Source organism: Kitasatospora sp. NPDC088346 (genome assembly GCF_044740765.1).
Classification (GTDB): domain Bacteria; phylum Actinomycetota; class Actinomycetes; order Streptomycetales; family Streptomycetaceae; genus Kitasatospora.
On the sequence record NZ_JBIURH010000012.1, the window covers coordinates 14,127 to 39,187 of the forward strand.

Genomic DNA, 25,061 nt, shown 5'->3' on the forward strand with positions numbered 1-25,061 from the left:
TGGGGACAAGCGGTGGATAACCCAGATGGCCCTCTGGCGGGCCGTCAGTTGTCCACAGCCTGTGGACAACCGTTGTGCACAAGTCCACAGCCACCTGACCTGCGCGGAAGAGCGTAGCGGCGTAGCCCCTGTGGAGGAATTCTGGATAACTTCGGCCGTCTCCGGGGTGTGGACGGGGAAAACGCACCCGACCTGTGGACTACGCCGTTCGGCGGCGGCCGAGTTCGAATTGCCGGTCAGATGTTCGACCTGGCACGGAAGTCGGCGCGGCGTCGCTCGACGGATTCCTGCCCCGCGGGAGCGTCGGCCACACCTGGTGTGACAACGCGTCATTCGCAGGGCCGGGCGTCGGCGGCGGCGGAGGGTGCCGCGCACGCGGGTGTCGGGCTCGTGGCCGTCGTGGACCACCGCGGGGCCACCGGGGTCGCCCCGGAGCCGCCCTGGAGCCGCCCTGGGGTTGTCCCGGGGACGCCCGTCCGTCCCGTTCGTCCGGACAGGCCGAAGGGGAGCCGGCACGTTCCCCGACTCCCCTTCAACTCCCGCTGCCCAGCAGCAGGTTCAGCTCTTGATCCGGTTGGTCAGCTCGGTGACCTGGTTGTAGATGGACCGCCGCTCGGCCATCAACGAGCGGATCTTCCGGTCCGCGTGCATGACCGTGGTGTGGTCCCGACCGCCGAACTGCGCGCCGATCTTCGGCAGTGACAGGTCGGTGAGCTCGCGGCAGAGGTACATCGCGATCTGCCGGGCCGTCACCAGCACCCGGCTGCGCGAGGAGCCGCAGAGGTCCTCCACGCCGAGCCCGAAGTAGGCCGCGGTCTGCTGCATGATCACCTGAGCGGTGATCTCGGGGCCGGCGTCCTCGTCCCCGCCCGGAATCAGGTCCTTCAGGACGATCCCGGCCAGCTCCAGGTCGACCGGTGCCCGGTTCAGGTTGGCGAAGGCGGTCACCCGGATCAGCGCGCCCTCCAGCTCCCGGATGTTCCGGGTGATCCGGGACGCGATGAACTCCAGCACGTCCGCAGGCGCGTTCAGCTGTTCCTGGATCGCCTTCTTGCGCAGGATCGCGATCCGGGTCTCCAGCTCCGGCGGGGTGACGTCGGTGATCAGACCCCACTCGAAGCGGTTCCGCAGCCGGTCCTCCAGGGTGATCAGCTGCTTGGGCGGCCGGTCGGAGGAGAGCACGATCTGCTTGTTGGCGTTGTGCAGGGTGTTGAAGGTGTGGAAGAACTCCTCCTGCGTCGACTCCTTGCTCGCCAGGAACTGCACGTCGTCGACGAGCAGGATGTCGATGTCCCGGTACCGCTTGCGGAACGCGTCCGCCTTGCCGTCGCGGATCGAGTTGATGAACTCGTTGGTGAACTCCTCCGAGCTCACGTACCGCACCCGGGTGCCGGGGAAGAGGCTGCGCGAGTAGTGCCCGATGGCGTGCAGCAGGTGGGTCTTGCCGAGGCCGGACTCGCCGTAGATGAAGAGCGGGTTGTAGGCCTTGGCCGGCGCCTCGGCCACCGCCACGGCGGCCGCGTGCGCGAAGCGGTTGCTCGCCCCGATCACGAAGGTGTCGAACAGGTACTTCGGGTTCAGCCGGGCGTTCGGCTCGTCCTTGCGCGCTCCACCGGCCGGCGGAGCACCCGGCGGGGCCGGGACCCCCGGGGCGGGCTGGCGCTCGACGGCGCCGCCTGGGGCGGGCCGGGAGCCGGCGGGACGGCGGGCCGGCGCACCGGGCCGCTGGCGACCGGGCGCGGGGGAGTGCTCCAGCACCCCGTCGAACAGGTCACCCTGGGACGGCGTGACGGCCGGCAGGCTCTTGGGGCGCTCGGTGGCCGGCGGCGGCGCCTGCTCCCAGCCGTCCTCGGACCCGCCCTGGGAGTGCCAGGCCGGCGGCTCGTCGCCGTAGCCGGCGGTCCGCTGCGGGTACCCGGAGGGCTGGTCGTAGCGGTCGGGCGGGTACCCCTGGCCGTACTGCTGCTGCGGGTAGCCGCCGCGGGAGTAGTCCTGGGCCGGCGGGTACTCCTGCGGGCCCGGGTAGTTCTCGGACCGCGGCCAGCTGCCCGGGGCGTCCTGGCGGCCGCCGAACTCGGAGTGCTGGCGGTGCTGCGCCTGGTGCTGTTGCTGGTGCTGCTGGGGGTGCGGGTGCTGTGAGTGCTGTTGCTGCGGGGCGTGCTGGTGCTGGGGTGCCCAGTCCTCGGGCTCGGAGCCCTGCTGGTCCTGGTCGTGGCCGCCGTGCGGTTCGCCGTGGCCGCCGGACTCGGCGCCCGGGCTGCCGGCCGGCGGGACGGCGTTGGCGTCCACCATCACCGCGATCCGTACGGGGCGGGCGAACACGCGGGAGAGCGCGTCGCTCAGCTGCGGCAGCAGCCGGCCCTCCAGCACCTGCTTGGCGCGCTCGTTGGGCGCGGCCAGCAGGGCGGTGTCGTGCATCATCCACATCGGCTGGGTCCGCCGGAGCCACATCTTGTCGCTGTCCCCGACACTTGCGTCGTTGACCAGCCGCTCGACGACCGACGCCCAGACCGGGACGAGATCGCTGTTGACATCAGCCACTGGTGCACGCTTTCTCGTTCCCCGTACGGGGGTGTCAAGGGGCTTCGGGGGGTGGTGGTCCGCCCCGAAGAACAAACCAGACAAGTCCTGCAACGGTAGTCAGCGGACAGAGCTGATTCAAGTTGTTGTCCACAGGCTGTGGGTATCGTGGATTTCCGGCCGCGGCGCAGGCCCGGGACCACCCGGTTTGACCCTCCACCCCTGGTCCGCGTACCGTAACCAGGTCGAGTTGTCGATGGCCGCTGCCGCATGTCCGCGGGTCCGCCCGCTTCCATGACGCGCGCAGCACGGGCGCCGTGGATTGCCTCAAACCCCAGCAGATCTGGGTTTTTGGGGCCGGACTTCCCATTGATGGGGGAGATCACGCGGACGCACGGTGACGGCCAAGCGATACCCGGTCACCCTACGATTCACCTCAGGAGCCCCCGAGTGAGCAAGCGCACCTTCCAGCCGAACAACCGCCGTCGTGCCAAGACCCACGGCTTCCGGCTGCGCATGCGGACGCGTGCCGGCCGCGCCATCCTGGCCGCGCGCCGTGGCAAGGGCCGTTCCGCCCTGTCCGCCTGATTCGCGCCAAGGGTCTGCAGTGCTGCCCTCCGAGCATCGGCTGCGGCGGCGCCAGGACTTCTCGATCGCGGTGAAACGCGGTCGGCGTGCCGGTCGGCCCCTGCTGGTCGTCCATCTCAGTAGAGATGGCGTCCTGGCGGGGGCAGCCGGCGCGTTGAGTGACTCCAGCCCGCACGTCGCCGAGGGGCTCCCTCCGGCGCGTGCGGGTTTCGTCGTCAGCAAGGCCGTCGGCCCTGCTGTGGTGCGCAACCTGGTCAAGCGCCGGTTGCGGCATCTGATGGGCGCGCGTATGTCCCGGTTGCCCGCAGGTAGCCTGGTGGTGGTACGCGCGCTGCCGCCGGCGGCGGCGGCCTCGTACCTCGAACTTGAGCACGACCTGGACGCGGCGCTGAGGCGCCTGCTCAGGGCGGAGCCGAGCGGCGGCGCGCCGACGGGAGCAGGGCGATGAAGTACCTGCTGATGGGGCTGATCCGGCTCTATCAGTGGACGATCAGTCCACTGTTGGGCCCGGTCTGCCGTTACTACCCCTCGTGTTCGCACTACGGGTACGAGGCAGTGCAGGTGCACGGAGCGGTCAAAGGCACTGGCCTGACCGCCTGGCGCATCCTGCGCTGCAACCCCTGGTCGCCCGGTGGGGTCGACCATGTACCGCCGCGCAAGCACCCGGTGTGGCACCGACGGCTGCGCGATCTGCTGAGCCCCACGAGCGGGACTGCCGGGCCGGAGCCGGTGGCGAAGCCCGATGCCCAAGGAGTCTGACCGGTGACTTTCGGTTTTCTGAGTCCCCTCTACACCGCGGTGTCCTGGATCATCGTCCAGTTCCACTCGCTGTACAGCCACGTCTTCGATCCCAACGGTGGTTGGGCGTGGGGCCTGTCGATCGTCTCCATGGTCATCGTCATCCGGATCTGCCTGATCCCGCTGTTCGTGAAGCAGATCAAGGCGACCCGGGCCATGCAGGCGATCCAGCCGAAGATGAAGGCCATCCAGGAGCGCTACAAGAACGACCGGCAGCGCCAGTCCGAAGAGATGATGAAGCTCTACAAGGAGGCGGGTACCAACCCCTTCTCGAGCTGCCTTCCGATCCTGGTGCAGGCCCCGTTCTTCACCGCCCTCTACGGCGTGCTGGCCTCGGTGGCCAAGGACAAGCCGATCGGGGTCTTCAACGAGACCCTGCTCGACAGCGCCCAGCAGGCACACATCTTCGGTGCCCCGCTGTCGGCGACCTTCCTCGGTTCCACCGAGATCAGCGTCAAGATCGTCGTCGCGATCATGATCGTCCTGATGTCGCTGTCGCAGTTCATCACCCAGCGCCAGCTGATGACCAAGAACATGGACCTCACGGTCAAGACGCCGTTCATGCAGCAGCAGAAGATGCTGATGTACGTCTTCCCGATCATGTTCGCCGTGATGGGCATCAACTTCCCGGTCGGTGTGCTGGTCTACTGGCTGACCACCAACGTCTGGTCGATGGGCCAGCAGCTGATCGTCATCCGCAACAACCCGACGCCCGGCAGCAAGGCCTTCGAGGAGCGCCAGGTCCGTCTGAGGAAGGCCGGCCGGATCAACCCGGACGGCTCGGTCAAGAAGGTCGGGGTGCTCGCCCTGATCTCCGGCGGCGGCAAGGGTGCGGCGCCGACCAGTGCCGAGGCCGTGGTCGAGGACAGCGTGCAGGTGCGCCGGCAGCAGCCGCGCAAGCAGACCAAGGCCCAGCGGCAGGCCGGTGGCCACACCACCACGACCAGCCTGACCAAGCCGGCCGAGCCGGCGGAGTCCGCCGAGCCGGCCGAGGAGGCCCCCGCCCCGGCGGCGGAGCGGAAGGCCCCGGCGGCGAGGACGGCGGCGGCCAAGCCGGGCCAGCGCCAGCAGCCGAAGCGCGGACAGAGCGGCCAGCGGCCGAAGAAGAAGTCCTGACCGGTCCCAGACCGTCGACACCGGCCCCAGATCTTCGTTCTCGGCCCCACCCGAGGGCCCATCCCTGAAGGAGTCCAGCAGTGACGGAAGGCACCATCTCCGCCGTCGACACCGAGGCCGAGGCCGAGGCCGAGGCCGGCCCTGGCGCCGAGGGCGCCGTTGCCCGCCTGGAGCAGGAGGGTGACATCGCGGCCGACTACCTGGAGGGTCTGCTCGACATCGCGGACCTCGACGGGGACATCGACATGGACGTGGAGGGCGACCGGGCCCTCGTCTCCATCGTCGGCGAAGGGTCCGACCGGTCGCTCCAGCGCCTGGTCGGCCACGACGGCGAGGTGCTGGAGGCGCTGCAGGAGCTGACCCGGCTGGCGGTCCACCGGGAGACCGGTGAACGCAGCCGGCTGATGCTGGACATCGCGGGCTTCCGGGCCCGCAAGCGGTCCGAGCTGGCCGCGCTCGGCGCCGAGGCGGCCGAGCGGGTGAAGAGCTCGGGCGAGCAGGAGAAGCTGCGTCCGATGACCCCGTTCGAGCGCAAGGTGGTGCACGACGCGGTGGCCGCGGCGGGCCTGCGCAGCGAGTCGGAGGGCGAGGAGCCCGAGCGTTGCGTGGTCGTGCTGCCGCGCTGACGCCGGTGGCGGTCTGACCGTCGACCCCGTCCGCCTCGCGCGGGCGGGGTCGTCCCCTTTGTGGCCGGGCTCGGGTCGGTCGGGTGGGGGCTGGATGTTTCACGTGAAACAGTGCTTGTACGGGTGGGTGGATTTCGGTGAGCGGAGAGGTCGAGATGGACACGGACGGCGTGGCCGCGGAGGGCGGTGCGACGGAGGGCGGTGCGGTGGCCGATCTGGCGCCGGCCCCCGCCGTGGCGGCGGAGATCTTCGGCGACCGGTACCCGGTCGCGGTGCGGTACACCGAGCTGCTGGCCACGGCCGGGGTCCAGCGCGGGCTGATCGGCCCGCGTGAGGTGCCGCGGCTGTGGGACCGGCACGTGCTCAACTGCGCGGTGCTGGCGGAGTTGCTGCCGGCCGGCGCGACGCTGTGCGACGTGGGCTCCGGCGCCGGTCTGCCGGGCATCCCGGTGGCGCTGGCCCGTCCGGACGTGTCGGTGACGCTGCTGGAGCCGCTGCTGCGGCGGACCACCTTCCTGGAGGAGGTGGTGCGGCTGCTGGGCCTGGACAACGTGACGGTGCTGCGCGGCCGCGCCGAGGAGATGGTCGGCAAGCTCGCGGTGGACGTGGTGACCGCACGGGCGGTCGCCCCGCTGGACCGGCTCGCCGGCTGGGGGATGCCGCTGCTGCGTCCGTACGGTCAGATGCTGGCGCTCAAGGGGGACACGGCCGAGCAGGAGCTGGCCGACTCCCGGTCGGCGCTGACGAAGCTCGGTGCGGTCGGCTGGTCGGTGCTCGCGGTCGGCGAGGAGACCCTGGAGACCTCGACCCGGGTGGTCCGGGTGGAGGCCGGGGAGAGCCCGGGCGGTGTGAAGGCCGCCACCCGGCGGGCCAAGGCGGCCAGGGCCGGACGCGGGGGAAAGCCGTCCGAGGGCGGTCGCGGCGGAGCGCGCCGGCGGCGCTGAGCCCGGACGACTGTCCTGGTGGGCGACCCGGGCGACGGTGGATGTCGCCCGGGTGCCGGAGTGTCGGTCCGTCAGATTTCCGGCATTTTGGGCATCGTGTTTCACGTGAAACGTCGCTCCATGCTTTCCGGAATCCTCGGCCGCAGCCGGGCGGTGACTGTTGCCGCTCCGGTTTCACGTGAAACACTGACCCCCATGCAGGACTCGGAGACCATCGACCTGATCGATGACACCCCCATCGCGCGGGCTGCCCAGGCCGCCGTTCAGGCCGTCGGCCGTACGGGAGAAGGCCTGCCCCGGCCCGCCGCCACCCGGGTGATGGTGGTGGCCAACCAGAAGGGCGGGGTGGGCAAGACCACCACCACCGTCAATCTGGCCGCCTCGCTGGCCCTGCACGGGCTGCGGGTGCTGGTGATCGACCTCGACCCGCAGGGCAACGCCTCCACCGCGCTCGGCATCGATCACCACGCCGAGGTGCCGTCCATCTACGACGTCCTGGTGGAGGGCAAGCCGCTGGCCGACGTGGTGCAGCCGGTGGTCGACGTGGAGGGGCTGTTCTGCTGCCCGGCCACCATCGACCTGGCGGGCGCCGAGATCGAGCTGGTCTCGCTGGTCGCCCGGGAGAGCCGCCTGCAGCGGGCGATCGCGGCGTACGAGCAGCCGCTGGACTACATCCTGATCGACTGCCCGCCCTCGCTCGGCCTGCTCACCGTGAACGCGATGGTCGCCGGCCAGGAGGTGCTGATCCCGATCCAGTGCGAGTACTACGCGCTGGAGGGCCTGGGCCAGCTGCTGCGCAACGTCGAGCTGGTCCGCGCGCACCTCAACCCGGTTCTGCACGTCTCCACCATCCTGCTGACCATGTACGACGCCCGGACCAGGCTCGCCGCGCAGGTGGCGGAGGAGGTCCGTACGCACTTCGAGCAGGAGGTGCTGCGGACGGCCATCCCGCGATCGGTGCGGATCTCCGAGGCACCGAGTTACGGGCAGACGGTGCTCACCTACGATCCTGGTTCGACCGGTGCGCTGTCGTACCTGGAGGCCGCCCGGGAGCTCGCGCTCCGGGGGGCGCCGGGGGCGCAGGCAGACGGTGACGTGGCCGCCTACGGCGGACTGGGACAGCAGCGGAACGGCGCCGGCGAGCGGCCCGCTCCGGTGGCACAGCAGAGCACGATGGAGGACAACCGGTGAGCACGCGCAGAGGCCTCGGACGAGGGCTGGGGGCACTGATCCCGGCCGCCTCGCCGGCCGCAGGAGCGACCGCACCGGCCGCCGGCCAGGAGTCGGAGGCGGTGGCCACGGTCCGGACGGGCGGGACGGTCTCCCCGGCGGCGGTGCCGGTGCTGCCGACCGGCCGGGGCACGGTGGCCGCGAAGGCGGCGGCCGAGAGCCTGCGGGAGCTGGCTGCGGAGGCCCATCCGCGCAGCGTCCTGGAGGCGGCGCTCTCCCCGGTGGAGGGGGCCCGGTTCGCCGAGCTGCCGCCGGCCGTGATCCGGCCGAACCCCCGCCAGCCCCGCGAGTACTTCGACGAGGACAAGCTGGCCGAGCTGGTCGCCTCGATCAGGGAGGTGGGCCTGCTCCAGCCGGTGGTGGTCCGCCAGGTCGGTGCGGACAGCTACGAGCTGATCATGGGCGAGCGCCGCTGGCGTGCCTCCCAGGAGGCCGGCCTGGAGCTGATCCCGGCGATCGTGCGGGCCACCGAGGACGACAAGCTGCTGCTGGACGCGCTGCTGGAGAACCTGCACCGGGCCGAGCTGAACCCGCTGGAGGAGGCCGCCGCCTACGACCAGCTGCTGCGGGACTTCTCCTGCACCCACGACGAGCTGGCCGACCGGATCGGCCGCTCCCGCTCGCACGTCTCCAACACCCTGCGCCTGCTGAAGCTCTCCCCGGCGGTGCAGAAGCGGGTGGCGAGCGGCGTGCTCACCGCGGGCCACGCGCGTGCGCTGCTGGGGTTGCCGGACGCCGAGCAGCAGGACCGGCTGGCGAAGCGGATCAACGTCGAGGGGCTCTCGGTGCGCACCACCGAGGAGATCGTCGCGACGATGAACCGCGACGAGAAGCCGGCCCGGCCGGCGGCGCCGAAGGCGGGCAGGCTGCTGTCGCCGGCCTTCAACGAACTGGCCGGGCGCCTGTCGGACCGCTTCGACACCCGGGTCAAGGTCGAGGTGTCACAGCGGAACGGCAAGCTCGGCAAGGGCAAGGTGGTGCTGGAGTTCGCCTCGGTGGAGGACCTGAACCGGATCCTGGACGGGCTGGCGCCCGGCGAGGACGGGCTGAAGCTCTCGCAGGGCTGAACCGGGCGGTCCGGACGGCGGTGGGTGCATGTTTCACGTGAAACGTGCACCCCTTTCGTTTGGGTAGGTGTCTCGGTGGAGGGGCGGGCCGCTCGGGCGGCCCGGGCTGCGGAGGAGGTGTGGGGGCGTGGGACGCAGGATCGTTCCGCTGACGCTGGACAGTCTCCAGGACCTGCCGGTGGGGTGTCGCTCCTGCGTGTTCTGGGAGCTGGATCCGGTGACCGGGCGGGCGGCGGTGGAGTCCGGGAAGGCCGAGGCGGAGAAGGAGGGCTGGATCTCGGCGGTGCTGCTGGAGTGGGGCTCCTGCGGCCGGGTGGCCTACGTCGACGACCGGCCCGCGGGGTTCGTGCTGTATGCGCCGCCGGCCTACGTGCCGCGCTCGCAGTCGTTCCCGACCAGCCCGGTGTCCGCGGACGCGGTGCAGCTGATGGTCAGCCGGGTGCTCCCGGGCTACCAGGGGCAGGGGCTCGGCCGGGTGCTGGTGCAGACGGCGGCCAAGGACCTGATCGTCCGGGGCTTCCGGGCGGTCGAGGCGTTCGGTGCGGTCGGCCGGGAGACGCCGAGCTGCGTGCTGCCGGCCGACCACCTGCTGGCGGTGGGGTTCAAGACGGTCCGTCCGCACCAGCGCTTTCCGCGGCTGCGGTTGGAGGCCCGCACCACGCTCAGCTGGCGCAGCGACGTGGAGGGCGCGCTGGAACGGCTGCTGGGCGGGGCGCGGAAGGAGCCGGCGCTGCGGCCGTTCTGAACGATGGGCCCGACGGTGGGCGGGGGAACGACGGACGGCGGAGGCGGGCCCTCGGTGGGCCTGCCTCCGCCGTCCGTTCTCCGCTGCCGGGACTCCGGCGTCGGGGCTCCGCTGCGCCGGGGATCAGCTGCCGGGCTCCGCTGCCGGGTTCGGGCTCAGAGGGCGATGTAGTCCGCCAGCTCGCGCAGCAGCGCGGCCTTCGGGCGGGCACCGGTGATGGTCTTCACCAGCTCGCCGTTCTGGTAGACGTTGAGGGTCGGGATGGAGATCACGTTGTAGCGGGCCGCGGTCTCCTGGTTGGCGTCGACGTCGAGCTTGGCGATGGTGATGGCCTCGCCGTGCTCGTCCGCGATCTCCTCCAGGATCGGGGCGACCTGGCGGCACGGGCCGCACCAGGTGGCCCAGAAGTCGACCAGGACGGGCTTCTCGCTCTTGAGGACGTCGGCGTCGAAGGACGCGTCGGTCACGGTGATGGTGGCGCCGGCCACGGGAACTCCTAAGGGTCACGTACGAGGTGGTGCCCCGCCGCGTGTGGGTCGGTTGGGCACCTTCGAGAGTCACAACAACGGCGGGGGCCGTTCTGTTTCTCGACGGGGGATGGTCCTGCGGGGCCACCGCGCCACGTGTCCGGGGGCGGTTTCACGTGAAACGGTGGCGGGTCCGGGGCCGGCCGGACCGGGGTGGTCCGGCCGGCCCCGGCAGGTGTGCGTTCGCTCAGACCGCGACGGCGGCGGCCTGGGCCTCCAGGTCGGCGAGCGAGGCGAGGTAGCGCTCGGCGTCCAGGGCGGCGGCGCAGCCCGTCCCGGCCGCGGTGATGGCCTGGCGGTAGGTGTGGTCGACCACGTCGCCGGCGGCGAAGACGCCGGGGATGTTCGTCCGGGTGGAGGGGGCCTCCACGGTGAGGTAGCCCTCGGCGTCCAGGTCGAGCTGGCCGGTGAAGAGCTCGGTGCGCGGGTCGTGGCCGATGGCGATGAACAGGCCGGTGACGGCCAGCTCGCGGGTGTCGCCGGTGGTGGTGTCGCGCAGGGTGAGACCGGTCAGCTTGGGGTCGCCGTGGATCTCCTCGACGGCGCTGTCCCAGGCGAAGCTGATCTTCGGGTCGGCGAAGGCCCGCTCCTGCATCGCCTTGGAGGCGCGCAGGCTGTCGCGGCGGTGGACGACCGTGACGCTGCGGGCGAAGCGGGAGAGGAAGGTGGCCTCCTCCAGGGCGGTGTCGCCGCCGCCGACCACGGCGATGTCCTGGTCGCGGAAGAAGAATCCGTCACAGGTGGCGCACCACGAGACGCCGCGTCCGGAGAGCGCGTCCTCCCGGGGCAGGCCGAGCTTGCGGTGCTGGGAGCCGGTGGCGACGATCACGGCGCGGGCGCGGTGCACGGTGCCCTCGGAGTCGGTGACGGTCTTGACGTCACCGGTGAGGTCGACCGCGACGATGTCGTCCGGGACCAGCTCGGCGCCGAACTTCTCGGCCTGTGCCCGCATGCCGTCCATCAGCTCGGGGCCCATGATGCCGTCCCGGAAGCCGGGGAAGTTCTCCACCTCGGTGGTGTTCATCAGGGCACCGCCGGCCGTCACGGCACCCTCGAACACGAGGGGCTTGAGGGAGGCACGGGCGGTGTAGAGCGCAGCGGTGTATCCGGACGGGCCGGAACCGATGATGATCACATTACGGACGTCGCTCACTGCATCTCCTGGTTCGCATCGCGACCCGCGCATCTGCGGGGAGGGCGGTCCTGCTCCGCCGCCCGGGACAACGACTGACCAGTCTCCCGCATTCCCAGGCCCCGGTGCACCAGGCGCCCGGAGTCCGGGCACGGGGGGCGGTGGGACCGGTGGTTCACAAGGTACGGGGACGGATCTTCCTTGGCTGGTCAGGGCGCCGGGACGGTGCGGTGCAGCAGGACCTTCGCGCCCGGGCAGTCCGGGGTGACCAGGTAGACATCCATCAGGTCGGTGCGGCCGTCCAGGGGGTAGACCAGCGCGGTGACCGGGTCGGTGCCGTACCGGCCGGGGCCGGCCGCGAGCGGTGCCCGGCCGGGGTGGCCGGCGGCGAGGGTGACGCAGGCGGGCGGCGGGCTGGTGGGGGCCGTGGGGGAGCCGGTGGCCGTCCCGGGCGGGACGCTGCCCTCCGCGCCGATGCCCGGCTGGACGTCGGTGTGGGATCCGGGGACGGCCGGGGCGGACGCCGAGGCGAGCAGGTCTCGGACCTGTTGGGCGAGCTGGTCCTCGCGGTACTCGGGGGCCCCTTCGGCGGCGGCCTTCGGCGAGCGGTTGCCGGGGGCGAGGGCGGCGGCGTGGCCGCTGTCGGAGCCGGCCGCGCTGGAGGCCGGGCCGGCCCCGGACTGCCAGGGCTGGGTGATCAGGAGGGAGCCGAGGGACAGCACGGCCGCGAGGGCGGCGGTGCCGAGCAGGATGCGGCCGGTGCGGCGCCGGCGCGGACGGCCGGGACCGGTGGCCGGTCCACGCCCGGTGCCGGCCCCGGGACGTGACGGACCGGCCGGGCCGCCGGGCGGGGCGGTGCGGGCGGGGGCGACGGCCGGTGTCCCGGGCTCCGGCGCGGGGGTCCGCTCGGCTGCGGCGGCCGCCAGAGCGGCGTCGATCCGGTCGGCGACGTCCTCGGGCATGGTCGGGGCCGGGTCGGCGCCGAGCAGCAGGGCGACCTCGGTCAGCGCCGCGTAGGTGTCGGCGCAGTCCGGGCAGCCGGTGAGGTGCTGCCGGAGCGGGGCGGCGTCGGCCGGGTCGAGCAGGTCCTCGGCGAGGTCGGCGAGGGTCTCCACGTCCGGGTGGGCGCTCGCGTCGTTCGGGTCGGGCGCGCCGGCGCCGTCCCGGTCGGATGGGGGCGGGGAAGGGGTGTGCGGCGTCATCGCGTGGTCACATCTCCTTCCAGGGCGGTGGCCGGACGTGCCTGGCCCGGTGATGGGACGGTGCCGGGGCCCGGTGGGTTCCCCGGCGGTGTTTCACGTGAAACAGCGCTCGGTGGTCGGCCGGGACCGGGGTCGGTCCGTGCCGGTCCGGTCTCCGGAGGGGCGGCGCCGGGGCGCAGGTGGCGGACCAGCGGGAGCAGCTTGGCGCGGCCGCGGGCGCACCGGCTCTTGACCGTGCCGACGGGGATGTCGAGGAGCTCGGCGGCCTCGGCCACCGAGTAGCCCTCCATGTCGACCAGGACCAGGGCGGCCCGCTGGTCGGCGGGCAGGGTGGCGAGCGCGCCGGTCACCTCGCGGCGCAGTTCGGCCCGGACGGCGGCCGCGTCGGCGCCCTCGGCGCTGCCCAGGACGGTGTCCAGGCGGGCCGGGTCGCCGTCCAGGGGGCCGGTGCGGCGGGTGGCGGTGCGCCGGGCGCGGTCGAGGCAGGCGTTGACCACGATGCGGTGCAGCCAGGTGGTGACGGCCGACCGGCCCTGGAAGGTGTGGGCGGCCCGGAAGGCGGACACCAGGGCGTCCTGGAGGGCGTCGGCGGCCTCCTCGCGGTCGCCCAGGGTGCGCAGGGCGACCGCCCAGAGCCGGTCCCGGTGGCGCCGGACCAGGAGGCCGAAGGCGGCCGGGTCACCCGCGGCGTGCCGGGCGAGCAGTTCGGCGTCGGTCGGCTCCGCTGCCATCCTCGCCCCCTCTCCGGTGTGGTTCAGCCGTTCACCTTGATCTCGGCGATCTTGCCGCGGAACGCTTCCCCATCGTTGGGGATGCTGGTCAGCCAGATCAAGAGGTAGCGGGTGGTGACCGGCTTCTCGGGCTTGAGCTGGACCTGGCTCCCGGACTTGGTGGCGATCGACGGGCCGAGGCTGTTGAAGCCGTTCTTGTCCGCGGTGGGCGGGGAGGTGAGCCCGGTGGGGCCGGCCTTGAGCTCGACCTGGTGGTCGCCGATCAGGGTGACGTCCACCGAGCTGACCTGGTGGGGGGAGCCGAGGTCGACCAGGATGCCGTTGCCCGGGCGGTAGCCGCCGGGGCTGAACTGGTCCTGGTAGCCCTGGGTGGTCCAGGCGGTGGCGGGGTTGCCGTCGCGGGCGAGCGGCAGTTCGGAGGAGTGACCGTCCTTGTCGTCGCCGAAGGCGTTGAAGTTGCGGAGCTCGGCGATGGTGACCGGCCCGGCGGAGGGGGCCGGCGAGGACCCGGCCGAGGACTGGACGGGAGCCGGCTGGTCGGCCGAGGTGTGCTTGCGGTGGTTGAGGTGTTCGACCAGCTGCCAGGAGCCGAGGCCGATCGCGGCCAGGGCGACGGCGGAGGCGCTCCACCTGGCCAGGGCCCGCATCCGGCGGCGGGGCCGGGGAGCCGGGGGGACCGGGCGGGTGGTCTCGGGGTGGGCGCTCTCGCCCCCGGGGCGGGGGCGGGTCGGACCGCCGGCCCCGCCCGGGGCGGGGGTGGGCCGGGCCGGGCGGTGGGCCGGGTAGCGGGGCGGGGTGAAGGCGGGCGGTGCCGGCGGCTCGGGCTGCCGGATCTTGGGCATCAGGGCGATCGCCTTGGCCAGCTGCTCGGGGCTGGTGATCGGCTCCTGGTGGTGCGGCAGGTGCTCGCCGAGCGCGCGGGCGGCCAGCTCGGAGAGCCCCTTGTGGATGCCGGCCCTGACCTGGTCGGGCGGGACGCAGCCGAGGCTCTTGGGCATGCCCTGGAGGTCGTAGCGGTCCTCGGGGTACGGCCAGCGATGGGTCAGCGCCGCGTAGAGCAGCGCGCCGATGGCCTTGGTGTCGGTGAGCTCGGCGTCCTCGACGGGCAGCCCGCGGATGGCGGCGTCCACGGCGATGCCGTTGATCCGGTACTGGCCGGTCTCGGTCCGCAGCACGCAGCTCGGGGTGAGCCGCAGGTGGGCCTGGCCGCGGCGGTGGGCGGCGGCGATGGCGTCGGTGACCTGACGGACCATCTGGTAGGCGTCGTAGGGCTCCATCGGGCCGGCGGCGAACAGCCGGGCGAGGTCGGACGCGTCCGGGAGCCACTCCCGGATGACGTAGACCAGGTCGCCCTCCTGGACGGCGTCCAGGACCTGGACGAAGCGCGGGTCGCCGAGCAGGGCCGCCGACCTGGCCGCGGTGAGGACGGCCTTGGCGCGGCGGTGCCGGGCGGCGAGCAGGTGGACGCCGACGGCGCGCCGGAGCTTCTCGTCGACCGCCCGCCAGCTGCTGAAGACCTCGGAGTGGGTGATGCACTCCTCCAGCCGGTAGCGGCCGGCGATCTTGTCCCCGCTGCGGCGCAGGGGGGCGGCGAGCGTGGCGGGGAGGGTGGCGGTGTCGGCGTCGAGGGTCTCGGTGCTGGTGGCGGGGGCACGCTCGGGACGACGGTCCGGGGCGTCGGTCCGGGTCTTCTCCTTGGCCCTGCGGGCGGCTCCGTCGGCCAGTTCGGCGGCGATCTCGGCGGCCGACAGCGGGGCGGTGCTCTCGGCCGGCTCCTCGGGCTCGGGGGTCTCGTCGGGCTCGGACGTCCCCTCGTCGGAGGCTTCGTCGGCGGTCTCGTCCGCATCCGTGCCCGCGTCCTCGTCCGCGTCCTCGTCCGCGGCGGAGTCCCCGGTGTCCTCGGAGTCCCCGGAGTCCCCGGCGGCGTCGCCGTCCTCGGAGGTCGGGGCCGCCGCGGAGGCGGACTCCTCCTCCGCGGACGCCGGCTCCTCACCGGTCTCGGGCGCAGCCTGGGGCTCGGAGGCCTCCGGGGAGATCTTCGGTGCGCCCGTCGCGTCCGGTGCACCCGGCACGGCCGTCGCGTCCGGTGCGCCCGTCGGGTCGGCCTGGTCGGGCTCCTGCGGGCCGTCCGTCGCACCAGGACCCCGCGGGGCGTCCGGTGCCTTCGGCGCGGCCTGGGCGGCCCGGGTCGCCCCGGTGGCCCGCGCGGTCTCCGCGGGCTTGCCGGACCTGGTGTTCCGCTTCGCCTTCCCACGGGTCTTCGCGGTCGCGCCGGCCGAGGTCGTGGCGGGCCCTGCGGCCTCGCGGGCCGGCTTGCCGGCCGGCTGCGCCGGGGTTTCCTCGGGGAGCTCCCCGAGTGCCATGGCGAGTGCCGCCGCGTCCGTCACGGACGTGTCGACAACCGCCTTGGTGCCATCAGCCACCGTGGTCCTGCCTCCCCTTGTATCGCCCCGGTACCGAGAAGTCCGGCTCCGACCCGTCCCTGGCGGGGGGCGAGCGGTGCCAGGACAATTGTGCCCACTCCCGGCCCCCTGGTACGACCGCTGAGAAGGCCGAGTGGTTGCGTATTCGTGCACACCTGGGGGGATTCGGCCGGGACCGGGCCGGATTCGGTGAAGATCGCCGAATCCGGCCCGAAGTAGGCCACCTGAGGGAGCGGGAGATCCGCGTGGCCGGGTTGACGAAAGGTCAACGGCCGAGCCGACTGCGGACCATGCCGACCATCGCGTTGAGCTCCTCGATCCGCATCCGCCGGGCGAGCACGAGGAACACACCGAGCTGCAGCGTAGCGGCGATCAGGAGGGTCAGCAGGTCACCCGACCACCCGTCGACCACCGAACCCAGCAGCAGCTCCACCGCCAGGCCGACCGCGGCGGCGGGCAGGCAGGCGATGGCCAGCCGCACGTAGGTCTTGGCGATCCGCGGGGTGTCCAGCCCGCCCGTCCTGGCCTTCAGCCTGGGCACCGCGACCAGCACGCCGACGGCGTAGGAGATGCCGTACCCGAAGGCCATCCCGGTCACCGCCCAGCGGTCCGGCAGGACGAGGAAGAAGAACACCGCCGTGCCCGCCTGGGTCAGCGCCACCCAGACCGTGTTGGAGAACGGCGTGCGGGTGTCCTCGTAGGCGTAGAAGCCGCGCAGCAGCACGTACTGCACCGAGTACGGGATCAGGCCGAGGGCGAAGGCGGAGAGCATGTAGCCGACGGCGGTCGAGCCGTGGGCGACCGCGCCGCCGTTGCCGAGGCCGTAGATGGTGCTGCCGATCACCGGGCCGAGCGAGAGGAACAGGAACGCGCCCGGCACGATCGCGACCGCGGAGGTGCGCAGCCCGTACGAGAGGTCGTCGCGGACGGCGCCCTGGTCCTGGTCGGCCGCCGACCGGGAGAGCCGGGGCAGGACGGCGCTCATCACCGAGACGGTGATGACCGCCATCGGCAGCTGCCAGATCAGCAGGGCGTTGGAGTAGGCGGCGAGGCCGACGCCCAGGTAGCCGTGGTTCTCCGCGTTGCTGCCGGCGGCGGTGGCGAGCTGGGTCACCACGAGGTAGCCGGCCTGGTTGGCGAGGACGAACAGGAACGTCCACTTGGCCAGCCGGGCGGCCTTGCCGAGGCCGTGGCCGCGCCAGTCGAAGCGGGGCCGGAAGCGGAAGCCGGAGGCCCGCAGGTACGGGATCATCGACAGCGCCTGGACGGCCAGGCCCAGCAGGGTGCCGATGCCCAGCAGCCGGATGCCCTCGGAGGAGATCCGGTCCGGCGTCACCTCGGTGTGCTCGAAGGTCCCGAAGACCTTGATGTACATCGCGAAGGTGAAGATGACCACGAGGTTGTTGAGGACCGGGGTCCACATCATCGCGCCGAACCGGCCCCGGGCGTTGAGGATCTGGCCCATCACCACGTGGACGCCCATGAAGAAGATGGTCGGCAGGCAGTACCTGGCCAGGGCCACCGTGGTGTCGGCGCTGCCCGGGTTGCGCATCAGCGAGTGCGAGATCAGCTGCACCAGGACCGGCGCGGCGAGCACCGACACGAAGACCACGCCGGCCAGGCCGGTGACCACCAGGGTCAGCAGGCGGTTGGCGTAGGCGGTGCCGCCGTCCTCGTCCTGCTTCATGCTGCGCACCAGCTGCGGCACGAACACGGCGTTCAGCGCGCCGCCGCCGATCAGGATGTACAGCAGGGTCGGCAGGGTGTTCGCGGCGTTGTACGAGTCGCCCATGGTGCCGACGCCGATCGCGGCGGCGATGACCATGGTGCGCAGGAAGCCGGTGGCGCGGGAGACCAGGGTGCCGGCCGCCATCACCGCGCTGGAGCCGAGCAGACCGGCCACCCGGCCCACGACCGGCCGTTCGGCGCCGGGTTCGGCGGTGCCGCTCTCCTCGGTGCCGGGGGCGGGCTGCGCGGCGGGTGAGGCCGTGGCGTTCCGGTCGAGGGCCGCGATGGTGGCCTCCCGCACCGCCGCGTCGGCTTGCAGGAGGGCCTCCTCCTCGGACAGCGGCGGGTCGAACTCGATCGGCGGGACGAACTGCTCCCCGGCCTTGTCCGGGTGCTCCGGCTTCGCAGGCCCGTCCGGCCGGTTCGGTCCGTCCGGCTCGGGACGCTCGGCGGCTTCGGGGGACTCGGCCTCCTCGGGCCGGTCGGCGGGGTCGGGCCGCTCGCGGTCGTCCCCGGCCGCGGCGGGGGGCTGCCCGTGCGGGGCCGCGCCGCCCAGCAGGTCGTCCACCCCGACGTACTCCGTGTCCGGGTCCCAGGAGGGCCCCGGGCGGGGCGGCGCCGACTCGGGGCGGGGGACCGCCGCCAGCCCGGCCCAGCGGGTGGCGGGGGCGGTCAGCTGCGGTTCCGGTGCGGCCGGTGGGAGGTCCTCGTCCGGCTCGCCGGCGGGGTGACCGGTGGACTGCGGGGGCAGCGAGGCGGCGGCCTCGGCGGCCGCCGCGCGGTACGGGTCGGTGTCGTCGGCGGCCGGGTCGAAGGGCCCGGCCGCGAACGGGTCACGGGAGAAGGTGTCGGCGACGTACCAGTCGGCCGCGGATTCGGTGGACCCGGCGCCGCGGACCTGCGGTCCGCCACTGCCCTGGGTGTCTGCTCGCTCCTCGCGCGGCCCGGTCATGCCACCTCAATTCGCTGCTGGGGGCGGGTGTCCGGTGCGGGGCACCCTCAGTGACCAACCTTCTCATCACCGGCTGCCCGATCAGCGTCATCCAGGGCCGACGCCGGGTCCGCGTCGGTGCCGTCACCGCTGCCCTCGCCGCCGTGCCGCGCCCCGCCGGCGGCGTCGGCCTCGGGGGCCTCGCCGTCCTCGGCCTCGGCGTCGTCGGCGTCGGTCGCCGCGGCGGCGTGCTTCTTGCGCTGGAGGTAGAACCGGACCCCGGCCAGCACCATCAGCACCACCCCGCCGCCGATCACGTACAGCACGCCGCTCGCCACCGAGGTGACCTCGACCTTGAAGGTCACCGGCTCGCCGTAGGCCTGCGGATTGGGGCCGGTGGTCCACAGCTGGGCGGTCATCTGGACCGAGCCGTTGACCTGTGCCTCGGCGGGGAAGCGGAACGTCCGGCTGGTCGTGCCGTCCAGGACCACCGGCTCCGCCGGGCCGACGTTGAGCCGGTTCAGCTGGGTGGAGACCAGGCGCAGCTCCAGGTTGCCGACCGCCTGGTTGAGGTCGTTCTTGACACTGATCAGCAGCGTGGCGTTGTCACCCGGCAGGGTGATCTCGCTCTTGTCCGGCACCCGCACCGCGGCGGTGAGGTTGCCCAGGTACTTCTGCACGCCCTCGCGGTAGGAGGCGCCGGGCCTGGCCTGCTCCCGCCATCCGGTCGACATCGAGCGGACCATGGCCGCGCTGAACGGGCCGCGGACCCGCTGGGGCTGGGTCAGGATCAGCATCAGCTTGTCCAGCCCGGCCTGCACCGACGTGGTCTTGCCGAGCTCGGCGGCGGACAGCTCGGAGGCGGCCAGCTCCTGCGGGTAGCCGTCCGGGACGCCGGTGCCGGCCTCCGGGTCGGCCGGGGCGGCGGCCACCGTGTGCAGCGCCGCCGGGGCGACCCAGCCGCCCTGCTGGGCCTTCTGCACGGCCGTGGCGAGGGCCTCGGCGGTGTCCCCGGTGAGGTTGCGCGGCGGCAGGACCAGCAGACCGCGCTGCTGCTCCGGCATCTGCCGCGTGATCAGCAGGGTCTCCACCAGGAAGCGCTGGACGGCGGAGGTCTTCGCCTCGGCCGTCTTCAGGTCCGACTGGAACAGCCCGGACACGGTCGGGTCGGCGACCACGGCGGTCTGCCCCTCGCCGATCGGACGGGCCGCTCCGGGGGTGTACTCCAGGGAGCCGGACTCCCGGATCGAGGACCCGTCCACCAGCACCAGCCGGCCGCCCACCGTCCGGGCGGTGGCGGCCGTCCGCCGGTCCAGCCAGCCCTGGTACGGCCAGGCCACGTCGGACTTCACGTCCACCGACAGCCGGCCCTCGGTGGTCAGCCGGCCGGCCGTGGCGGCCTTGCGCAGCGCCGTCTCCACGCCCGGCAGTCCGGCGCCGTTGTGCGCGATCGAGGCCAGGTCCGGATCGGCGTACGGCAGCGAGACCACCTCGTGCCCGGCGGTGGCGACCGCGGTGCGCAGCAGTGCCAGCCAGGCGGTGGCCGCGTCCCTGCCGGCGCCCGGCACGGTGTTGTCGTCGCGGGCCGACTCGCCGGCGGTGTTGGGCTTCTGCACCCGGTACGGCCTGGTCATCGCGTACACGGTGTCCAGCAGGTCCGGGTCCACGGCCCAGGTGAGGTTCTGCAGGGCGGCGCCGGTGGTGACCAGCCGGTGCAGCCGGCCGCCGGGGGCGAGCTCAGTGGCCAGGGAGTCGTCGCGGAGCACCGGCGTCTGGTCGTTGTCGGGCATGGTCTGGGCGACCAGCTCCGGGGCGTGCGTGATCGGCCAGACCACCGAGACCTGGGTCTGCTTGGGGGTCGCCTCGACGGCGTACGGCAGGAAGGTGCGGGCGATGCCGAGCACCCGCTCGTGGCCGCCGCCCGCGGTGCCCCAGACGTCCACGGCGAGCTCGTACACGCCGGGCCGGGAGAGCTCCAGGTCCGCGGTGGTGACCGGGATGCTGAAGTCGTGCGACTGGCCGGGGCCGATGTCGCCGAGCTGGATCTGGATGCCGGGTACGTCGGTGCCGTCCGTCCCGGTGGGGCTGGAGCGGTCGGCGACCGACGCGACCTCGCTGCGGGTGCCCAGCGGCTTCTTGCCGGACAGCGGGGCGCGGACCCCGACGTGGGCGGATTTGAGGGGTTCGCGGCCGGCGTTGACCACCTGGCCGGTGATCGTCACGGTGCCGTTCTCACCGGCCGTCGCCGGGGTGACCGTGCCGATGCTCATGGCCGCCGGGTAGTCGGGGGCGGCCGGGGCCGCCGGAGCCGCGGCGGCGGGCAGTGCGGCGGTGCACAGCAGCACCGCACCGGCCGCCAGGAGACCGCCCAGTCGCCGGGCCGTGCGGCGGGCGCGGGCCGCCCGCCGGACCCGGGCCGGGGCAGACCCCACGCTTCGCTCGTCCACGCGTTTCGCCCTCGCCGTCCTCGTTGCAGAATCAGTCACTCGACACCGGGCCGACCCACCCCATCCACCGGCCGTCAGCGGCGCCGCGGCGGCACCTCACGGTGCCGGGGCAGCCCCGACCGACCGGTTCGCGACGGTCCCGTCCCGCCTGTCCCCTCCCGCATGGTAACGACGCTCGCCGGGCCGCAGTGTTGCGGGCCGGACGCTGAGCCTGCGGGTGGACCCCCGGCCGGGACCGGTGGACATATCGGCGGGCGCCCGGCAGGCACGGGCACGTACCCTTGTGAGCCGTGTCCACTGCCAGCGCGTCCAACGCCAATCATTCCAGTTCCGCCGCCGTCGCCGCCCTGCCGGGCCTGAGCGAGGCGCAGACCCGCGGCCTGCAGGAGCTGCTGCGGGTCTCCCCGGTCGCCGACGAGATCGCCGGCCGCTTCCAGGCCGCCGGTTTCCGGCTCGCGCTGGTCGGGGGCTCGGTACGGGACGCCCTGCTCGGCCGCCTGGGCAACGACCTGGACTTCACCACCGACGCGCGCCCGCAGCAGGTCCTCCGGCTGGTCAAGGGCTGGGCCGACGCGGTCTGGGACGTGGGCATCGCCTTCGGCACCGTCGGCGCCCGCAAGGACACCCCGGACGGCAGCTTCCTGATCGAGATCACCACCTACCGGAGCGAGGCGTACGACCGCACCTCCCGCAAGCCGGAGGTGACCTACGGCGACACCATCGGGCAGGACCTGGTCCGCCGCGACTTCACCGTCAACGCGATGGCCGTCGACCTGCCCGGCCGCGGCTTCGTCGACCCGCACCACGGCCTCGACGACCTGGAGGCCCGGGTACTGCGCACCCCCGCCACCCCGGAGGAGTCCTTCTCGGACGACCCGCTGCGGATGATGCGGGCCGCCCGGTTCGCCGCCCAGCTGGACTTCGAGCCGGCCCCCGAGGTCATCGCGGCGATGACCGCGATGGCCGAGCGGATCACCATCGTCTCCGCCGAGCGGGTCCAGGCCGAGCTCAACAAGCTGCTGCTCGCCGCCCACCCCGTCAAGGGCCTGCGCCTGCTGGTCGACACCGGCCTGGCCGACCACGTGCTGCCCGAGCTGCCGGCCCTGCGCCTGGAGCGCGACGAGCACCACCGGCACAAGGACGTCTACGAGCACTCCCTGACCGTCCTGGAGCAGGCCATCGCGCTGGAGCAGGACGGCCCGGACCTGGTGCTGCGGCTGGCCGCGCTGCTGCACGACATCGGCAAGCCGCGGACCCGGCGGTTCGAGTCCGACGGCCGGGTGTCCTTCCACCACCACGAGGTGGTCGGCGCCAAGATGACCCGCAAGCGGATGCGCGACCTCAAGTACTCGAAGGAACTGGTCGAGGAGGTCTCCCGGCTGGTCGAGCTGCACCTGCGCTTCCACGGCTACGGCGGCGGCGAGTGGACCGACTCCGCGGTGCGCCGCTACGTCACCGACGCGGGCCCGCTGCTGGAGCGCCTGCACAGGCTGACCCGCTCCGACTGCACCACCCGAAACCGCAAGAAGGCGGCGGCGCTGGCGCGGACGTACGACTCGCTAGAGGAGCGGATCGCCCGGCTGCAGGAGCAGGAGGAGCTGGACTCCATCCGGCCGGCGCTGGACGGCAACCAGATCATGGAACTGCTCGGCCTGCGGCCGGGCCCGCAGGTCGGCAAGGCCTACAAGCACCTCCTGGAGCTGCGGCTGGAGCACGGTCCGATGGACCGGGAGACGGCTGAGGCCGCCCTCCGGGAGTGGTGGGCGGCCGAGCAGCAGCAGTGACGCCGGGAGGGCGGGCGCCGGCGCCGGGTCAGCGCCGGTGGCGCTTGAGGCAGAGCACGTAGCCGGTGGAGCCCTGCTCCTTCACGAAGGAGATGGTGGCCTCCGGGTAGACCGCGCAGCGCTTGGTGTCCGAGGTGCCGCTGACCTTGCCCACCAGGTCGTAGTCGGCGTCCGGGCCGGAGCAGTCGACGACGCTGACCTCGGGCCGGGAGAAGGTGCCGGAGTTCTCCAGGCAGTCACCGGCCTCGGCGAAGTCCGCGTCCTGCTGGGCCGCGAGCACGATCACGCCGACGATCAGGGCCGGGATCAGGAAGCCGAGCACCGCGATCCGCCGGAACAGCGGTTTGCCGGGTGCCATCGGCCGGCCCGGGGCGCCGGGGATCGGCTCCGGCAGCTTGTTGATCTTCGCCCGGTTCGGGAGGTTGACCAGCATGGTGATCGGGTTGATCAGCATCGACCCGATGCCCCACCAGCCCTGCCACAGGCTCCTCGCGGTCATGTCGCGGTGGGCGGCGACGCCGCAGGTGCGGCAGAACGGGCCCTGGAGCTTCAGGAACCTCATGATCACCAGGAGGCCCTGGTGGCCGCGGATCGTGGCCGCGACGGCCGGGACGGCGCCGCAGAAGCGGCAGCTCGGGCCGTAGCCGAACGGGGCGGGCGCCCCGAAGGCCTGCTGCGGCGGGAGGGGGAACGGCGGCGGGGGCGGCGTCTGCGCGGCGGCCTGCGGGTCGAACGCCGGCGGGCCGAACCCAGGGGCGCCGACGGGCGGTGCGCCGAACGCCGGGGCGCCGTGGGTCGGGGCGCCGTGGGTCGGCGACGGCGACGGTGGTGGTGTGGGCGTGGACAAGGCTGGTCCCCCGATGGTGTGGAACGAAGATCGTGAAGACCCGGAGGTTACTGGTCCCGTGGGGCCGGGGACAGCTGGGAGGCCCGTGGTCATCAAACCGTGATCACCGGACGGGTGATGACGGGTGGACAGTTCGTGCGTGTACGGGAATAGGACACCTGAGCCGCTCCGGCTCGATCGTGTGTTCCTCGGCGGTAGCCCTGACGCGCGTCCGCGCGGGGGCGTTCGCTACTCCCGGGGACGGAGGTGCCGTCCCCGGGAGAGTTGAGGTGCTGTCATGTCTGTCGACGCCGTCCTGCTGGAATCCCCGACCATGCGGTCGACCGTCGCCGGCCGGGTCGAGGTGCTGGACCGGGTGCGGGCACTGCGGCTGCTGCCCGACGGGATCCACGTCACCACCGAGGTGGCGGCGGCCTACTTCGGGGTCGCTGAGACCGTCATCAAGGCGGTGGTGTTCGACCACCGGGCCGAACTGGTGGCCAACGACTACCGGGTCGTGACCGGTCGGGAACTGGGTTGCTTCAAGGAACTCTGTGGGATCCAGTCCCGCGCCAGGTCCCTCGCGCTGTTCACCCGGCGCACCGTGCTGAACGTCGCGATGCTCCTGCGGGACAGTGAAACCGCACGTCAGGTGCGGTGCTACCTGCTCGACGCCGAGCAGGCGGGCCGCTCCCACGCGCCTGTGAATCGCCGACCGGGGCCTGTGGAAAACCTCGCCGCGATGCCCGAGGGCAGCACGGACGCCGCCGTCGCCAGGGTGGCCGAGCAGGTCGTGCGTTCGGTCGTGGGAACGGCCGTCGTCCCGCTGCTCAACGCCCTGGTGGCCGAGGTCGGCGGGAACAGCCGCCGGCTGGACGCGCGAGACGCCCGGGTCGACCGGCTGGAGCGGGCCGTGCTGGGCGACGAGGAGTGGGAGGCGGGTCGCCGACGGCAGCGCCTGCTCGACGCCCTGGACGAGGGGGTGCCGGACAGCCTGGAGGGCTTCGATCTCTGACCGCCCTCCGGCGCCGCGCGGGATCCGGCCGGGTCAGCTCTTCTTGGCCGGGCCCGTCGCGGTGCGCGGTCCGAGGCACAGGACGTACTTCTTCTTGTGCCAGCGCCGGCCGGACGAGCCCCAGTACTGCGCGGTGGTCCCCGGGGTCTTGGCGCACCTGGCGGTGTCCGTCGTGTCGTTGAAGCGGCTCAGCACGGTGTAGTCGGCCTTCGGGTCGGTGCAGGCGACCTTGTCCAGGCTGTTGCGGCCGGTGGAGTGCACGCAGTCACCGACGGAGGCCTTCGCCGGGCTGCTGCCGCCGACGAACAGGCCCACCACCAGGACGACCAGGCCGAGGCTCACGCCCACCGTGCGGAACCAGAAGCGCAACGGCCGCCGGGGCTTCGGCGGCGCGGGGGCCGGCTGCGGGTAGCCCTGTGGCGCGAACCCCTGCGGCGGGAGCTGCTGGGGCTGCGGGCCGTGGCCGGGCGGTGGGAAACCGGGCTGGCCGTACCCGGGCTGTCCGTAACCGGGCTGGCCGTACCCGGGAGGCGGTACCGGTGCGCCGTACCCGGGCGGGGGCGGGGTGCCGTACGGCTGCGGTCCGGTCGGCGGTCCGTACGGGGGTGCGCCGTACGGCTGGGCGCCGTACTGGGGTGAGCCGTACGGATGGGGCGGCGGTGTGCTCATCAGTTTTTCCCC

21 protein-coding genes are annotated in these 25,061 nt (G+C 73.0%); 11 read left to right on the forward strand and 10 right to left on the reverse strand.

Features of this window, described 5'->3' with window-relative positions:
* Positions 1–558 precede the first annotated feature (558 nt).
* A complete protein-coding gene (gene dnaA, locus ACIOFR_RS17965; RefSeq protein WP_400998023.1) occupies positions 559–2,541 on the reverse strand; it encodes a chromosomal replication initiator protein DnaA in 1,983 nt (660 codons plus the stop codon).
* A gap of 429 nt (positions 2,542–2,970) precedes the next feature.
* On the opposite strand from dnaA, the gene rpmH reads away from it, so the two are divergent.
* The 9 genes from rpmH to ACIOFR_RS18010 all read left to right on the forward strand — a co-directional run bounded on the left by rpmH (position 2,971) and on the right by ACIOFR_RS18010 (position 9,634).
* On the forward strand, positions 2,971–3,108 hold the full coding sequence (gene rpmH / locus ACIOFR_RS17970) for a 50S ribosomal protein L34 (RefSeq protein ID WP_033823201.1): 138 nt from the start codon (positions 2,971–2,973) through the stop codon (positions 3,106–3,108).
* 19 nt (positions 3,109–3,127) lie between these two features.
* Complete coding sequence (gene rnpA / locus ACIOFR_RS17975; RefSeq protein ID WP_400998027.1) at positions 3,128–3,556, forward strand: ribonuclease P protein component; 429 nt, start codon at positions 3,128–3,130, stop codon at positions 3,554–3,556.
* Complete coding sequence (gene yidD / locus ACIOFR_RS17980; RefSeq protein ID WP_400998030.1) at positions 3,553–3,867, forward strand: membrane protein insertion efficiency factor YidD; 315 nt, start codon at positions 3,553–3,555, stop codon at positions 3,865–3,867. The genes rnpA and yidD overlap by 4 nt, the downstream gene beginning before the upstream one ends.
* A 3-nt stretch (positions 3,868–3,870) precedes the next feature.
* Complete coding sequence (gene yidC, locus ACIOFR_RS17985; protein WP_400998032.1) at positions 3,871–5,022, forward strand: membrane protein insertase YidC; 1,152 nt, start codon at positions 3,871–3,873, stop codon at positions 5,020–5,022.
* Between the two features lie 80 nt (positions 5,023–5,102).
* Positions 5,103–5,648: a protein jag gene (locus tag ACIOFR_RS17990; RefSeq protein WP_400998035.1), complete on the forward strand. Its 546-nt coding sequence runs from the start codon at positions 5,103–5,105 to the stop codon at positions 5,646–5,648.
* 155 nt (positions 5,649–5,803) lie between these two features.
* Positions 5,804–6,592, forward strand: a complete 789-nt coding sequence (gene rsmG / locus ACIOFR_RS17995) for a 16S rRNA (guanine(527)-N(7))-methyltransferase RsmG (RefSeq protein ID WP_400998038.1) — start codon at positions 5,804–5,806, stop codon at positions 6,590–6,592.
* Positions 6,593–6,712: 120 nt separating this feature from the next.
* Complete coding sequence (locus tag ACIOFR_RS18000) at positions 6,713–7,783, forward strand: ParA family protein (protein WP_400998041.1); 1,071 nt, start codon at positions 6,713–6,715, stop codon at positions 7,781–7,783.
* The gene (locus tag ACIOFR_RS18005) at positions 7,780–8,889 is read left to right on the forward strand and encodes a ParB/RepB/Spo0J family partition protein (RefSeq protein WP_400998044.1); all 1,110 of its coding nucleotides are present in this window, start codon (positions 7,780–7,782) and stop codon (positions 8,887–8,889) included. Before ACIOFR_RS18000 ends, ACIOFR_RS18005 begins: the two co-directional genes overlap by 4 nt.
* A gap of 127 nt (positions 8,890–9,016) precedes the next feature.
* Positions 9,017–9,634, forward strand: coding sequence for a GNAT family N-acetyltransferase (locus ACIOFR_RS18010; protein ID WP_400998047.1), 618 nt, complete (start codon positions 9,017–9,019; stop codon positions 9,632–9,634).
* A 155-nt stretch (positions 9,635–9,789) separates the two neighbouring features.
* Here the strand turns inward: ACIOFR_RS18010 and trxA are convergent, their stop codons facing one another.
* The 7 genes from trxA to ACIOFR_RS18045 form a co-directional block, all read right to left on the reverse strand.
* Positions 9,790–10,122, reverse strand: coding sequence for a thioredoxin (gene trxA / locus ACIOFR_RS18015; protein WP_400998050.1), 333 nt, complete (start codon positions 10,120–10,122; stop codon positions 9,790–9,792).
* Between the two features lie 226 nt (positions 10,123–10,348).
* On the reverse strand, positions 10,349–11,314 hold the full coding sequence (gene trxB, locus ACIOFR_RS18020) for a thioredoxin-disulfide reductase (protein WP_400998053.1): 966 nt from the start codon (positions 11,312–11,314) through the stop codon (positions 10,349–10,351).
* A 188-nt stretch (positions 11,315–11,502) separates the two neighbouring features.
* Complete coding sequence (locus tag ACIOFR_RS18025; protein WP_400998056.1) at positions 11,503–12,495, reverse strand: zf-HC2 domain-containing protein; 993 nt, start codon at positions 12,493–12,495, stop codon at positions 11,503–11,505.
* Positions 12,492–13,226 (reverse strand): RNA polymerase sigma factor SigM, encoded by a 735-nt coding sequence (gene sigM, locus ACIOFR_RS18030; protein WP_400998058.1) that lies wholly within the window; start codon positions 13,224–13,226, stop codon positions 12,492–12,494. Before sigM ends, ACIOFR_RS18025 begins: the two co-directional genes overlap by 4 nt.
* 23 nt (positions 13,227–13,249) lie before the next feature.
* Positions 13,250–15,649, reverse strand: a complete 2,400-nt coding sequence (locus ACIOFR_RS18035; protein ID WP_400998061.1) for a hypothetical protein — start codon at positions 15,647–15,649, stop codon at positions 13,250–13,252.
* 265 nt (positions 15,650–15,914) lie between these two features.
* Positions 15,915–18,329 (reverse strand): murein biosynthesis integral membrane protein MurJ, encoded by a 2,415-nt coding sequence (gene murJ / locus ACIOFR_RS18040; RefSeq protein WP_400998063.1) that lies wholly within the window; start codon positions 18,327–18,329, stop codon positions 15,915–15,917.
* A 47-nt stretch (positions 18,330–18,376) separates the two neighbouring features.
* Positions 18,377–20,740 (reverse strand): DUF6049 family protein, encoded by a 2,364-nt coding sequence (locus ACIOFR_RS18045; protein ID WP_400998065.1) that lies wholly within the window; start codon positions 20,738–20,740, stop codon positions 18,377–18,379.
* Between the two features lie 362 nt (positions 20,741–21,102).
* Here ACIOFR_RS18045 and ACIOFR_RS18050 point away from each other — a divergent pair, with 362 nt between their 5' ends.
* Positions 21,103–22,539 (forward strand): CCA tRNA nucleotidyltransferase, encoded by a 1,437-nt coding sequence (locus tag ACIOFR_RS18050; RefSeq protein ID WP_400998471.1) that lies wholly within the window; start codon positions 21,103–21,105, stop codon positions 22,537–22,539.
* A 28-nt stretch (positions 22,540–22,567) separates the two neighbouring features.
* On the opposite strand, the gene ACIOFR_RS18055 is transcribed toward ACIOFR_RS18050, so the two are convergent.
* A complete protein-coding gene (locus ACIOFR_RS18055; RefSeq protein ID WP_400998068.1) occupies positions 22,568–23,386 on the reverse strand; it encodes a hypothetical protein in 819 nt (272 codons plus the stop codon).
* Positions 23,387–23,663: 277 nt separating this feature from the next.
* Between ACIOFR_RS18055 and ACIOFR_RS18060 the strand changes: the two genes are divergently transcribed.
* Positions 23,664–24,380 carry a restriction endonuclease gene (locus ACIOFR_RS18060; RefSeq protein WP_400998070.1) on the forward strand — a complete coding sequence of 239 codons (717 nt, stop codon included), beginning with the start codon at positions 23,664–23,666 and terminating at the stop codon, positions 24,378–24,380.
* 33 nt (positions 24,381–24,413) lie between these two features.
* On the opposite strand, the gene ACIOFR_RS18065 is transcribed toward ACIOFR_RS18060, so the two are convergent.
* Positions 24,414–25,049, reverse strand: coding sequence for a hypothetical protein (locus ACIOFR_RS18065; RefSeq protein ID WP_400998073.1), 636 nt, complete (start codon positions 25,047–25,049; stop codon positions 24,414–24,416).
* Positions 25,050–25,061: the final 12 nt, after the last annotated feature.

Coding starts and splice junctions, on each gene's coding strand:
- murJ (WP_400998063.1), bottom strand. CDS start 18,329: ATGACCGGGCCGCGCGAGGAGCGAGCAGACACCCAGGGCAGTGGCGGA.
- yidD (WP_400998030.1), top strand. CDS start 3,553: ATGAAGTACCTGCTGATGGGGCTGATCCGGCTCTATCAGTGGACGATC.
- ACIOFR_RS18025 (WP_400998056.1), bottom strand. CDS start 12,495: ATGACGCCGCACACCCCTTCCCCGCCCCCATCCGACCGGGACGGCGCC.
- ACIOFR_RS18065 (WP_400998073.1), bottom strand. CDS start 25,049: ATGAGCACACCGCCGCCCCATCCGTACGGCTCACCCCAGTACGGCGCC.
- ACIOFR_RS18060 (WP_400998070.1), top strand. CDS start 23,664: ATGTCTGTCGACGCCGTCCTGCTGGAATCCCCGACCATGCGGTCGACC.
- rsmG (WP_400998038.1), top strand. CDS start 5,804: ATGGACACGGACGGCGTGGCCGCGGAGGGCGGTGCGACGGAGGGCGGT.
- sigM (WP_400998058.1), bottom strand. CDS start 13,226: ATGGCAGCGGAGCCGACCGACGCCGAACTGCTCGCCCGGCACGCCGCG.
- ACIOFR_RS18000 (WP_400998041.1), top strand. CDS start 6,713: ATGCTTTCCGGAATCCTCGGCCGCAGCCGGGCGGTGACTGTTGCCGCT.